Annotated in this window: 15 protein-coding genes; 10 read left to right on the top strand and 5 right to left on the bottom strand. The window is 53.6% G+C overall.

Features of this window, described 5'->3' with window-relative positions; all coding sequences use genetic code 11:
* Positions 1–18 precede the first annotated feature (18 nt).
* From cmk to VFG09_03895, 10 genes are all read left to right on the top strand, one after another.
* Positions 19–675 carry a (d)CMP kinase gene (cmk, locus tag VFG09_03940; protein ID HET6514286.1) on the top strand — a complete coding sequence of 219 codons (657 nt, stop codon included), beginning with the start codon at positions 19–21 and terminating at the stop codon, positions 673–675.
* 71 nt (positions 676–746) lie between these two features.
* Positions 747–1310: a lysophospholipid acyltransferase family protein gene (locus VFG09_03935; GenBank protein HET6514285.1), complete on the top strand. Its 564-nt coding sequence runs from the start codon at positions 747–749 to the stop codon at positions 1308–1310.
* A gap of 66 nt (positions 1311–1376) precedes the next feature.
* On the top strand, positions 1377–2225 hold the full coding sequence (ispH, locus tag VFG09_03930) for a 4-hydroxy-3-methylbut-2-enyl diphosphate reductase (protein ID HET6514284.1): 849 nt from the start codon (positions 1377–1379) through the stop codon (positions 2223–2225).
* Positions 2215–3786 (top strand): 30S ribosomal protein S1, encoded by a 1572-nt coding sequence (locus tag VFG09_03925; protein ID HET6514283.1) that lies wholly within the window; start codon positions 2215–2217, stop codon positions 3784–3786. The genes ispH and VFG09_03925 overlap by 11 nt, the downstream gene beginning before the upstream one ends.
* Complete coding sequence (sppA, locus tag VFG09_03920) at positions 3783–4631, top strand: signal peptide peptidase SppA (GenBank protein HET6514282.1); 849 nt, start codon at positions 3783–3785, stop codon at positions 4629–4631. The genes VFG09_03925 and sppA overlap by 4 nt, the downstream gene beginning before the upstream one ends.
* Before the next feature lie 80 nt (positions 4632–4711).
* The gene (locus VFG09_03915; protein ID HET6514281.1) at positions 4712–4993 is read left to right on the top strand and encodes an HU family DNA-binding protein; all 282 of its coding nucleotides are present in this window, start codon (positions 4712–4714) and stop codon (positions 4991–4993) included.
* A 75-nt stretch (positions 4994–5068) separates the two neighbouring features.
* Positions 5069–5512, top strand: a complete 444-nt coding sequence (locus VFG09_03910; GenBank protein ID HET6514280.1) for a Rieske 2Fe-2S domain-containing protein — start codon at positions 5069–5071, stop codon at positions 5510–5512.
* A 78-nt stretch (positions 5513–5590) separates the two neighbouring features.
* On the top strand, positions 5591–6238 hold the full coding sequence (locus VFG09_03905) for a cytochrome b N-terminal domain-containing protein (protein HET6514279.1): 648 nt from the start codon (positions 5591–5593) through the stop codon (positions 6236–6238).
* Positions 6239–6241: 3 nt separating this feature from the next.
* A complete protein-coding gene (locus VFG09_03900) occupies positions 6242–6628 on the top strand; it encodes a hypothetical protein (GenBank protein ID HET6514278.1) in 387 nt (128 codons plus the stop codon).
* Between the two features lie 82 nt (positions 6629–6710).
* On the top strand, positions 6711–7745 hold the full coding sequence (locus VFG09_03895; protein HET6514277.1) for a TIGR00730 family Rossman fold protein: 1035 nt from the start codon (positions 6711–6713) through the stop codon (positions 7743–7745).
* A 36-nt stretch (positions 7746–7781) separates the two neighbouring features.
* Here VFG09_03895 and VFG09_03890 read toward each other — a convergent pair whose 3' ends face one another.
* The 5 genes from VFG09_03890 to VFG09_03870 all read right to left on the bottom strand — a co-directional run.
* On the bottom strand, positions 7782–8546 hold the full coding sequence (locus VFG09_03890) for a DUF72 domain-containing protein (GenBank protein HET6514276.1): 765 nt from the start codon (positions 8544–8546) through the stop codon (positions 7782–7784).
* Between the two features lie 152 nt (positions 8547–8698).
* Complete coding sequence (locus VFG09_03885; protein ID HET6514275.1) at positions 8699–9655, bottom strand: lysophospholipid acyltransferase family protein; 957 nt, start codon at positions 9653–9655, stop codon at positions 8699–8701.
* Positions 9656–9697: 42 nt separating this feature from the next.
* Complete coding sequence (locus VFG09_03880; protein ID HET6514274.1) at positions 9698–10990, bottom strand: beta-ketoacyl synthase N-terminal-like domain-containing protein; 1293 nt, start codon at positions 10988–10990, stop codon at positions 9698–9700.
* Positions 10987–11436, bottom strand: a complete 450-nt coding sequence (locus VFG09_03875) for a 3-hydroxyacyl-ACP dehydratase FabZ family protein (protein HET6514273.1) — start codon at positions 11434–11436, stop codon at positions 10987–10989. Before VFG09_03875 ends, VFG09_03880 begins: the two co-directional genes overlap by 4 nt.
* A gap of 20 nt (positions 11437–11456) precedes the next feature.
* On the bottom strand, positions 11457–11744 hold a 288-nt coding region (locus tag VFG09_03870; GenBank protein ID HET6514272.1), incomplete at its 5' end, for a holo-ACP synthase.

Raw genomic sequence — 11744 nt, 5'->3', positions numbered from 1 at the left:
TTTTTGCCTGTTCCCGATATGGGTAAGGTCATCGCGATAGACGGGCCTTCAGGCGCCGGGAAGAGCACCCTTGCACGGTCTCTTGCCCTGAGGCTCGGATTTGATTATCTCGACACGGGCGCTATTTACCGGGCAGTGGCGCTCTTCTTCCTCGAGAGAGGAATCAGACCGGAAGACGGCGATGATCTCCTCGTTGAGGCCCTCCACTCGTCGGGGATACGCTTCAGCGGGGGAAAGGTTTTCCTTGGGGAAAGGGATGTCTCCGGTGAGATCAGGACGCCTGAGGTTGGCCATTATTCCTCCGTCTTTTCAGCCCGGAAGGTTGTGAGGGACTTTCTCCTCGATGTGCAGAGGAGCGCTGCTTCTCGTCAGAACGTGGTTGTCGAAGGCCGTGATACCACAACAGTCGTCTTTCCGAAGGCCTGGAAGAAATTCTATCTGGATGCATCGACGGCCGAAAGGACGAGGAGAAGGCATGACCAGTTAAGGGACCTGGGGCTTACGATAACAGAGGACGAGGCTGAACGAGACGTAGTGGAGAGGGACAGGAGGGACCAGAGCAGAGGCATAGCTCCCCTTGTGAAGGGCGAGGATGCTGTTATAATAGATACAACAGACAAGAGTGCCGAAGTGGTCCTCGAAAATATCCTGGAGCTTGTAAGGTCAGACCCTTGAGGGATTTTCTCTGCCTGTTTTTCAGGCCGGTCTTTCGGGCGTTTTTCAAGGTAATAAACAGGCTTGAGGTAATGGATGCAGAGAGGGTCCCTGAGCGCGGCGGAGTTATCGTTGCAGCGAATCATCTCAGTTATCTCGATCCTCCGGTCATCGGAGCTGCGCTGAGACGCCGACCTACCTATATGGCCAAGGAGAGTTTATTTTCCATTCCCGTTGTGGGAAGGGCCCTTCGGTTGTTCGCCTTTCCCGTGAGACGGGAGTGTCCGTATCCTTCAACGATCAAGGAGACTGTACGGCGATTGGAGAAGGGCGAGCTTGTTGTAATATTTCCTGAAGGCGGACTGACTGCCGACGGGAGCCGCCTCGAAGCCAAGGGGGGTGTGGGTATGATCGCTTCCATGGTCGGTTGCCGGATCGTTCCGGTCGCTCTTGACGGGACCGAGCGTGCCTTGCCTGTGGGAGCGAAGTTGGTGAGGCCAGCGAAGATCACGGTCACCTTCGGTGACCCGATCGAGGTGAAAAAGAGGGCAGAAAGAAAGGGTATTCGGGAAGAGGTGACGCAGAATGTCATGGACGCTATAGAGCTGCTCAGACGCAGAAGTATTGAAGGACACAGGAAGAGAGACAAAGGCTAAGCCGTTTCTCAACCCGACTTGTCCGGGATCATTCAGGGCGTCTACGGAAGGGAAAGGGAGATTATCGTGAAGATTTTGGTTGTAAAGACTGCAGGTTTCTGCTTCGGGGTGAAAAGAGCCATCGATACGACATTCGCTCTCGCTGAAAAAGAGCATAAGGGCCTTTATACCTTTGGACCGATTATACATAACCCTCAGGTCATTGAGAGACTCCGGGAGAAGGGCATCATGCCGACTGACAATATATACAACGGCGATATCAGGGCCCTCATTATCAGAACACACGGAATACCCCTCCATCTTCTGGAAGAGGCAGCAAAAAGGGGATATGATATAATCGATAAGACCTGTCCTTTCGTGAAGAAGGCGCAGCATTATGCTCAACTCCTCAAGAAGGAGGGCTATCAGGTTATCATCCTCGGGGACAGGGAACACCCTGAAGTGAAGGGTTTAATGAGCTATGCAGGAGAAGACGCCCTTGTGATCGACGGTGAGGAAGAACTGCCTGAACTGAAGAATCGTGTCGGTATTGTAGTGCAGACGACGAAACCCGTCATGACCCTCAAGAAATTAGTGAGCAGGGTTGTCGAGCAATCAAAAGAACTAAAGGTATATAATACCATCTGCAACTCAACGGCTCTGCGTCTGAAGGAGACGGAGGAGATGGCGAGGAACGTCGATGTGATGATCGTCGTGGGGGGGAAGAACAGCGCCAACACAACGCAGCTCGCGAACCTCTGTGCGGCCCTGCCGATCAGGACCTACCACATTGAGACTGCCGACGAGCTCGATAGCGATTGGTTTACCGGCGTCGAAAGAGTCGGTATCACCGCCGGCGCTTCAACACCCGAGTGGATCATCGATGATGTGCAAAGAAGAATTAGGGATAGAGGAGGACAGGGTAATGGAACTTAAGAACAATGAGATGGAAAGAATCTACGCGGAGACTTTCCGTCACATCCGCGAAGGATCGATTCTGAGCGGGAGGATCGTTTCCGTAAAGCAGGACGGGGTCATCGTGGACATCGGATACAAGTCAGAGGGGTTTATCGCTGCAGAGGAGTTTGCGCCCGAGGAGTTTGCGAACCTCAGGGTCGGTGATGTCCTTGATGTATACGTCGCGCACATCCAGGATTCTGAGGGGGTTGTAACCCTTTCGAAGGACAAGGCCTCAAAGGTAAAGGCATGGGACGTCCTTGAAGCGGCATTCGAGAAAGGAGCGACGATTGAAGGCTCGATCGTAGGGAAGACGAAGGGCGGCCTTACCGTTGATCTCATGGGGGTAAAGGCTTTTCTGCCTGGTTCCCAGATTGACACAAAGGCCGTGAAAGATATGGACGCCCTCGTCGGAAAACCGATGAGTTTCAAGATCCTCAAGTTGAACAACAAGCGTTCCAACATCATTGTTTCCCGCCGGGCTGCAATGGAAGAGGAGCGACAGAAGAAGAAGATCGAGACCCTTCCGAGGCTCGTCGAAGGGGCCCTTCTCGAAGGTATCGTGAAGAACATAACCGATTACGGTGTCTTTGTGGATCTTGGAGGGATCGACGGACTGCTCCATATATCCGACATCTCCTGGGGAAGGATAACTCACCCCTCGGAGTTCTTTGCTGTCGGCGACAGGATAGAGGTCACTGTCCTCAAATACGACGTTGAGCATGAACGCGTAACGCTTGGTTACAAGCAGAAGACGGCTGACCCTTGGCTGACGGTTGAGGAGAAATATCCTGTCGGGAAAAAGGTTAGCGGCAAGGTCGTGAGCATAGCCGATTATGGCGCCTTCGTCGAACTCGAGTTGGGTGTCGAGGGTCTTGTTCATGTGTCGGAGATAGACTGGTCGCTCAGGCCAAAGCATCCTTCCAAGTACCTTTCTGTGGGCGAGACCGTCGACGCCCTCGTGATCAAGGTGGATAAGGGGGAAAGGCGGCTTTCCCTGAGCTTGAAGCAGCTGAAGCCGAGTCCCTGGGAAGTGATATCACAGAGGTACGCCGTCGGTCAGACGATCACCGGGAAGATAAGGAGCATCACAGAATTCGGTGCCTTTGTCGGCCTCCCCGAGGGTGTGGACGGGCTGATCCATATATCTGATATATCATGGACAAAACACGTAAGACATCCGTCTGAAATTCTCAAGAAGGGCCAGAAGGTTGATGCAGTGATCCTTAGTCTCGAGCCTGAAAAGGAACGGATATCCCTAGGGCTCAAGCAACTCAATCCCGATCCATGGATCGACGAGATACCCGGGAAATTCAAGCTCGGAAACGAAGTTGCGTGCAAGGTATTGAAACTGACCGATTTCGGTCTCTTTGTTGAGATCGAGGGCGGGGTTGAGGGCCTGATTTACTCCTCTGAAGTGATCAAGAGAGAGGAGCCCTTTCAGGAGGGTGACGAAGTGACGGCGCGTATCATAAAGATCGACGCCGAAGAAAAGAAGATCGGACTCAGCATGAAACATGTGAAGGGTGAAAAGGCATGAAGAAGGCATGTCTCATACTCTTAGGCCTTCTTGTTCTGCTCCTGGTGCTGAGCGCAGCGATTACCCTCTTCGAAAAGAATGTGCCCATAGGAGAAAAGGTCGCCATTGTCAGGATCGAAGGACCCATCCTGGACTCCAAGAACGCAATAGAAGAGATAAAGGAGCAGACCAAAAACCAGTCCGTCAAGGCGATAGTCCTGCGGGTTGACAGCCCCGGCGGGGCCGTTGCTCCGTCGCAGGAGATCTATGAAGAAGTGAAAAGGGCGGTCTCGAAGAAGAAGGTGGTTGTATCGATGGGATCTCTGGCGGCTTCCGGTGGCTACTATGTCTCTGCCCCGGCGTCGAGGATCGTTGCCAACCCGGGGACCCTTACGGGGTCCATTGGCGTCATCATGGAGATCCCGAATCTGGAAGGTCTCATGAGTAAGGTGGGCGTCAAGACCGAAGTGATCAAGAGCGGACAGCACAAGGATATGGCATCGGCATTCAGGGGTATCGGGAAGGAAGAAAGGATAATACTCCAGGAGGTGCTTGACGACGTTCACGAGCAGTTCATAAGGGCCGTTGCCGAGGGAAGAAAGATGACGCCCGAAAATGTGAAGAAGCTGGCCGACGGCAGGATATTCACGGGAAGACAGGCAGTGCAGGCCGGTCTCGTCGATGAATTAGGAAACATCGAGGACGCGGTCAAGGTTGCTGCAAGGCTTTCCGGGATACCGGGCGAACCTGATGTGATCGATAAAAAGGAAAAGACCTCACTGGTGGATCTCCTTAGGGGCTCTCTTCCGAAGGAACTGTCTGATCTGTTCCCTTCGGTAAAGATCAAGTATGTCTTTGCGCCATAAGAGGACAGGATGAGTGTCAAGGCCTGGAAGAGACCCTGACCTTATCCAAACTGAATCTAGAGTGATGAAGAGGAGGTTGTATGACAAAATCAGTTCTCATTGACAGGATTTCAGAACGCGTCGACGGTCTCACAAGGAAGCAGACGGAAATCATCGTCGAAACCGTGTTCGACAGTATCAGAGAGGCGCTCTCAAAGGGAGAAAAGATCGAGATCCGGGGCTTCGGTAATTTCAGGCTGAAACAGAGGCGGCCGAGGACGGCAAGGAATCCCAAGACCGGCGACAAGGTTGAGGTCCCTGCGAAAAACGTTCTCCATTTCAAGGTAGGAAAGGCACTGAGGGACGCCCTGAACGCACAATAGGGAGTCAGAGGTGACCGGTGATGAGAAATCCGCCCGTGATCTGTTGCGGGTAACTCGATACGAGTCACGCCATTCATGAAGAGAAGGGATTTTCTTAAGGGGATCATTAAATCCTTTTTTGTTCTCCTCGCTGCTGTTCTTGTGCTCCCCGTCCTCTCTCTCTATCCATCAAGGATTAAGAAAAAAACTGTGAGCTTTTTCCCTGTTCTTGACGAGGATGAGCTCCCCCGGCAAGGGGTGAGGAGGGCAGAGTTTTTCTATGAGAGCAGAGGAAGAAGGATCCATACAAAGGTCTTCGTTGTTGTGTCCGAGGAGGGTATGATCGCCCTCTCCCCTGTCTGCAGCCACCTCGGATGCCTCGTAAACTGGGACAATAACAAGAAAGAATTCCTCTGTCCCTGTCATGGCGGCAGATACGGCATGAATGGTCAGGTGATTGCAGGGCCTCCGCCTGAACCGTTGAGAAGGTTGCCCTTCGAAATCAGGGATGGCAAGGCATATGTAGGGATGAAAGTATGAAGCTCTTTCGTCACAAGGCCGATACAGGGATTAATCACAGAGTATCGGTTCCCCGAATGCTCTTCGGCGAAGGTTGCAATGGGAAGGTTCTTTGACTGGATAGACACCAGATTTGGTGTCAGGGATCCCCATCGTCGGTTCCTCGAGAGACCTGTTCCGGAGGGCCTTAATTACTCCTATTGCCTTGGCGGTACAGCCCTTGCCCTCTTCCTGATATCCGCATTCTCGGGACTCCTCCTTTCGGTATACTATGTCCCTTCGGAGCTGGAGGCTTACAAGAGTATTATGAGGATCCAGGAGGAGGTGAGGTTGGGCTGGCTGATCAGGAGCGTGCATACGTGGTCTGCCAGCCTTCTGATCATCTTCGTCATCCTTCACGCTGTCCGCGTCTTTGTATCCAAGGCTTACCGGCCGCCCCGTGAATTGAACTGGATAGCGGGAGTCTTAACATTTATCCTTTCCATGGCCTCGGGCTTTACCGGGTATCTCCTCCCCTGGGACCAGAAGGCCTATTGGGCAACGGTCGTGGGAACTTCGATGGCCGGGACTCTCCCTGCCATCGGACGTATCCTTCTCTACGCCCTGAGGGGAGGTCCTGAGGTAGATGGGACGACACTGATCCGCTTCTACAGTATGCATGTTCTGTATCTGCCTCTTATGATGGCTCTCATTCTCTGGGCACACGCTCACATGGTGAAGCGTCAGGGGATCTCTGGAGGTCTCTAAGCAATGGCTTCTCATGAAAGGGATAGGGGAAAAAGATTCTATCCCGACTATCTTGTCGAGATACTCTTTGTGGTTTTTCTCGTGACAGAACTTACGCTGGCCCTCGCCCTCTTGTATCCTCCGGAGATCGGAAGACAGATAGATTTTTCGGCCCAGTACCAGCCAAAGCCCGAATGGTATTTCCTATGGTCATACCAGCTCGTCCGGTACTTTCCGGGAAACACCACCTTTATCGGGACTGTGCTCATCCCTTCCCTTGCCGTTCTGGCGCTTATCCTTATTCCGTACATAGACAGGGGTAGGCACGGTAGACTCAGGGCATCTCTCGTGGGCATGTTCCTTCTTCTGGCCTTTGTCCTGTTTACCGTGATTCCGGCGTTAAGCCAGTAGTTGAGACACGATGCTTGAAAGAACCTTAGATAAGATAGATAATCTCAAGGGATAGATAAGAAGGAAGCAATCTTCAGAGCCCATGCAATTACGTTTCAACAGATGCAACGGACCTGTCGACAAAGCGATAGACCAGCTCATTGAGCTTGCGGGTGATATCCATAGCCCGGAACTGGTTCGTGAGATGATTCTTGCTGCACTCAAGGCCGCTCAAGAGGAGAGAGAGGATAAGGCAGACCTCAAGCTCATGAACTCTACGCTGAAAGAGATGCGGTTCACGTCCAAGGTATTCGGACCTTACAGGCACATAAGAAAGGTCACCGTCTTCGGCTCAGCGAGGACGCAGCCTGTGGAGCATATTTATAGCATGGCGAGGCTTCTCGGAAAAAGGATTGCCGAGGCTGGCTATATGGTGATCACGGGCGGAGGGCCCGGCATTATGCAGGCGGTCAACGAAGGGGCCGGATCTGAACACTCTTTCGGTGTTAATATCCGGCTTCCCTTTGAGCAGAGACCGAACCCGGTCCTTGAGGGGAACCCCCGCCTCATCGTCTACAAGTACTTCTTCAACCGAAAGGTGGCTTTCATCAAAGAGGCGGATGCAATTGTGCTTTTTCCCGGAGGATTCGGCACCCTCGACGAGGCGATGGAGACCCTGACACTCGTGCAGACGGGAAAGCGTGACCCCATACCCCTCATTCTTGTCGATGAGCCGGGAGGTTCATATTGGTCCGAGTACATCCGTTTTTTCCGGGAAAAACTCCTCACCGAGGGGTATCTCAGTGATTCCGATTTCCACCTCTTTGAACTCGTCGATTCGGTGCAAGAAGCCATGGAAAGGATCAACCGTTTCTACCGTCGCTATCATAGCCTCAGATACGTTGAAGGCCGGCTGGTCATAAGACTTTCTTCATCTCTCGATACAGGATCGGTCATGACCTTGCGGGAGCGTTTCTCCGACATTCTCGCGCCGGAGGGCGAGATGCATCTGTCCGGACCCCTGCCGGCTGAAGGGGATGAACCTGAAATAGAAGCACTGCCGAGGCTCGTTATGGACTTCGACCGAAAGAATTTTGGAAGACTGAGGAGTCTTATCGACGCGATAAACAGTGGGTGACTCACTGCCATTCCCCTGCAAGGCTGCCCTTGCCGTTCATTCTCCCTTCAATTTCGCACCGGTTGAACGTTTTTTCCTTCTGGTCCTGACATCTTCCCTCGTCCTCGAATCGGCAAGCTCACGAAACCATATCGCCATTTCGGCCCCCCTGGCCCCTTCCTCGTGTTTGAAAAAGACGAAGGCCCTCTCCCATGTTTGCACAAGGATTCGTTCCATCCATTGAGACAGATCGGCATCCGTATAGTCGGGACGGCGCAGGCGAAGGTACCCCCAGGGAGCAGCATTGATGATCGCTGCCGGATTCTCATCTCCATCAGTGACGCACAGGCTGTATCCCCTTTTGGAAAGGAGGACCGGGATTTCACCATCAAGCCAGGACGGACTGCGGAACTCAAATGCGCAGGAGATATGTCCGGGAATAAGAGAGAGAAACGCTTCCAGTGCAAGACGGTCCTCACGAAAACTCTTGGGAAACTGAAAAAGGACCGGCCCCAGTCTCCTGTCCAGGACTGAGAGCGACCTGAAGAGGTACTCGGTCTCCTCTGCCACATTTCGCAAACGCTTCAGATGCGTTATGACCTGGGGCGCTTTGATGGCAAAGAGAAAATTGCCGGGGACCTGTTCCGCCCAGGACGCGAGGATGCCTTCGGTGGGCATGCGATAAAAGGTATTATTGATCTCTACAGCGCTGAGGCGTTCCGAATAGAAGCGGAGCATTTCCTTGGGCGAGATCGTTTCAGGGTAGAATGTTCCTTTCCATTCGCTGTACCCGTAGCCGCTTGTGCCGACATAGATCTTCATCAGGGGCCCCGTACGCTGTGCTCTGTTCAATGTCAGTATACCAAATCAGCGATGCCTGCGCGCCCGTGGTTTCTCACGAAGGAATGACCCATTGCCGTGCCGCCGGAATTCTGGAATCGATTGAGATAAGCGCAGGGCGTGTATGAGACCAGTCACGTCATGAATTCCCTTTTGCCCTCATATCGCTTCCATCGGTTGTGCATCCAGAGGTACTGCTCAGGATATTTTCGAACGACCTTCTCCATCTCCCTGTTCATCGCTTCTGTGAGACGGAAGAGCTCTTCTTTCTCGCTCGTGAATTTCCCTGGCCAGAGGGCGTCGGAGACGAATCCCTCAAACCCATAGCCTTCGCGCTTCCGGCAGCAAGCGACAACAACGATCGGTCTCTTGTACGTAATAGCCAGCAGGGCGGGGACGGGTGTGGTCGTTGCCTTTCGATTGAAGAAATCGACGAGGATGCCGCGCATCGTACTCTGATCGGGAAGCATCCCTATCGATCTCCCCTGCTGGAGTGTCTTCTGAAGGACAAAGAGCGAGTTCTTCCTCGGGATGATGACCTGACCGCTTGTGGCACGGTCCCCAAATATCAACCGTTCGAGGTAACGGTTATCGAGAGGCCGCACCACAACAGCAAGGGGGATGCCCACCATGGCGCTCACGTGGGGTAGAACCTCCCAGTTACCTATGTGAGGCGTCACGAATATGCAGCCACCGCTTTCGTCGTGTGTCTGCTTAGCCTTCCTGAAGAGCGCATCCAATCCCTCCGATGATCTTCTCAACGCCTCGAAGGCTTCAGGATTCCTGAAAAGGCGCCGGAACTTTGCGATCTCAAGAAAGGTCAGAAAAAAAGAGGCGCAGCTTTCGCGTGCGATCACCCGAATCTCCTCGTCGCTCTTTTCGCTGCCGAGGGCATTCCTGAGGTTCTCTATAGCGATGGTCCTTCGCTTCTTGACCAGGAGAAAGAAGAGTCGCCCGAGAAAACGGCTGATAACGTGGATCGCAGGGATGGGGATGACGCGGGAAAGCAGGAGGAGGCCGTAGATCGATACATATTCCACGACCTGTATGACAAGCCCTTTTTCCCTCTTCTTCCTGTGACTCTCTGCCACCGTTACGACACCAAAGGGGAGAAGGCAGGGCCCTCTGTGAAACTAAGGAACTTGAACCACAGCAACACAGGACTGTCCTCCTATGCCGTAGCTCACAGTCATGAAGCAGGAGCCCTGACAGGGCTGGTGAGAACCCGATATCCTGAGATCGCTGTATTCCCGCTCCGCCTCAACAAAGTTCAGGGTGGCGGGCACTATCCCTCCTCTCACAGACTCCATCCCGAGGATGATCTCTCCGATATCACTCGCTGCGCCGAGGTGACCGGTATACGGTTTCAGCCCGCAGAGGGGGATATCGTCTCTCTTGCCTCCAAAGACCTTCATGACCGACCTCAATTCCGACCTGTCTCCCTCCTCTGAGGCGAGTCCATGGCCGCAGACAAAGGCGTAATCTCCAAGATCACTGCCCGCTTCTTCGAGGGCGAGCTTCATGCTCCCCGCACTCACCTCAGGAGGGATGCCGAGGCCTTCATCATCGCACAGGGCGATGCTATTTCCAAAGCCCATCACCTTTCCGAGTATTCGCGCTCCCCGTTGCTCGGCGCGTTCCGCACTTTCGAGGAAAAGGGCGGCGCCGCCTTCTCCAGCGATGAATCCATCCCTTGCAGCGTCAAAGGGCCTGTAGGAGTGTACGTCCAAACGACAGGATGAAAGCATTCCGAGACTGTTCATCTCGAACAGGGGAATTTCGGTTATCCAGTTCCCGCAGCCCACGGCGAAGGCGACATCGGCCTGACCGTCCGCAATGGACCGGAAGGCCAGCTCGAAAGCATGGGCCCCGCAAGGGGCATGGCTCGCCAGTGAGGTATTTGAACCCATACATTCGAGGAAGGCCGAGACGGACGTAAAGGAGTTATTCATGATCGATTCGAGAAGGAAGTACGGATTGACCTTGTAAAGCGTCGACTGGTTGAGCGTTTCCTGGCCGATCTCCTTCCAGGCACCCTTAGTCGCGTCTCTGAGAGCCTCGTGCATGAAGACACAGTCCACTGTCGTCAGGTCACCCGACGCTATGTGGAGTCCCCTTCTCGCCGGCTCTACATCGGAAAGATCAGCCCCGGCCTGAAAGAACGCCTCACGTACAGCAGCGAATCCAAGGCGGGAACCCCGATTGAGGAATTTCAGCTGGCGCTGGAGACTGGAAGGCACATCCCTGTCGATCTCGATTGCCGGGATACTGCCCTTGTACTGCATGAAGCGAGGCACGGTGTCGTCGGAGATTCCTGTGATGCCGGACTTCATTGCCTGGACGTTCTTCCAATTCTTTTCCACTCCGATACCAAGGGGCGTCACAAGTCCTGTGCCGGTAATAACTACTTCCCGCTTACTGCTCATATCGTCTCCCTTGTCAGCAGGGAAAAGAATCGCCTCTGACCTTCGATATCTTCGATCTCTTCCAGGGGAATGATCTCTCCCTCGAACTCGGCAGAGGCCTTCTTCTTCCCTTCCACTGTTGCAGTTCCTCTATAGACCCTGTTATCGGGCCCTGACTGAGACGAGAGTTCCACGGCGAGTTCAACCTGGTCTCCGGGAAGGGAAAAGCCATAAAACCTCGATGACCGCACCCTGGAGAGGAGGAACCAGTTTCTGAAGTCAGAGGACGAGGCCTCGAGCCATCCCGTCAACTGGACCAGAGCCTCGATGAGCAGCATGCCCGGCATTACGGGGTTTCGTGGAAAATGGTATTCGAGGAAATCCTCACTCATGGAGATATTCTTTATGCCCCTGATCTTCTCCCCTGCCTTCACTTCAACGATACGGTCAACGAGTAGGTATCGCATCTCTCCTCCGATTCTCGATCTCAGTCACCTGCGAGAAGCACCGCTGCCACGGCGTACCGGGACGCATGGGAGATCGAAAGAGCGCAGTGTCGAATCTTCCGTTTCTTTGCCATCCTCGCCGCCCAGCCGTGTATCAAGATCTCGGGCTTGCCCGAATTTGCGGCATAGACCTCTATTTCCTGGAAGATGTAATCTATGCCTGTCCTGTGGAAACCGGTTCCCATGGCCTTCAGATATGACTCCTTTGCAGCAAAGCAGCTCGCAAGGTGCAGAGAAGGGTCTCTCCTCGACAGACAGTACTCCCGCTC

The sequence above is a fragment of the Thermodesulfovibrionales bacterium genome (genome assembly GCA_035686305.1).
GTDB lineage: Bacteria > Nitrospirota > Thermodesulfovibrionia > Thermodesulfovibrionales > UBA9159 > DASRZP01.
Note: the sequence above shows the minus strand (reverse complement) of the source record. Positions and strands in the feature narration are given on the sequence as shown.

What these genes read in the sequence shown, in the direction of transcription:
- VFG09_03895 (HET6514277.1), top strand. Translation starts at nt 6,711, where the DNA reads ATGCAATTACGTTTCAACAGATGCAACGGACCTGTCGACAAAGCGATA.
- cmk (HET6514286.1), top strand. Translation starts at nt 19, where the DNA reads ATGGGTAAGGTCATCGCGATAGACGGGCCTTCAGGCGCCGGGAAGAGC.
- VFG09_03935 (HET6514285.1), top strand. Translation starts at nt 747, where the DNA reads ATGGATGCAGAGAGGGTCCCTGAGCGCGGCGGAGTTATCGTTGCAGCG.
- VFG09_03875 (HET6514273.1), bottom strand. Translation starts at nt 11,436, where the DNA reads ATGCGATACCTACTCGTTGACCGTATCGTTGAAGTGAAGGCAGGGGAG.
- VFG09_03890 (HET6514276.1), bottom strand. Translation starts at nt 8,546, where the DNA reads ATGAAGATCTATGTCGGCACAAGCGGCTACGGGTACAGCGAATGGAAA.
- VFG09_03910 (HET6514280.1), top strand. Translation starts at nt 5,069, where the DNA reads ATGAAGAGAAGGGATTTTCTTAAGGGGATCATTAAATCCTTTTTTGTT.
- sppA (HET6514282.1), top strand. Translation starts at nt 3,783, where the DNA reads ATGAAGAAGGCATGTCTCATACTCTTAGGCCTTCTTGTTCTGCTCCTG.
- VFG09_03925 (HET6514283.1), top strand. Translation starts at nt 2,215, where the DNA reads ATGGAACTTAAGAACAATGAGATGGAAAGAATCTACGCGGAGACTTTC.
- VFG09_03905 (HET6514279.1), top strand. Translation starts at nt 5,591, where the DNA reads ATGGGAAGGTTCTTTGACTGGATAGACACCAGATTTGGTGTCAGGGAT.
- VFG09_03915 (HET6514281.1), top strand. Translation starts at nt 4,712, where the DNA reads ATGACAAAATCAGTTCTCATTGACAGGATTTCAGAACGCGTCGACGGT.
- VFG09_03880 (HET6514274.1), bottom strand. Translation starts at nt 10,990, where the DNA reads ATGAGCAGTAAGCGGGAAGTAGTTATTACCGGCACAGGACTTGTGACG.
- VFG09_03900 (HET6514278.1), top strand. Translation starts at nt 6,242, where the DNA reads ATGGCTTCTCATGAAAGGGATAGGGGAAAAAGATTCTATCCCGACTAT.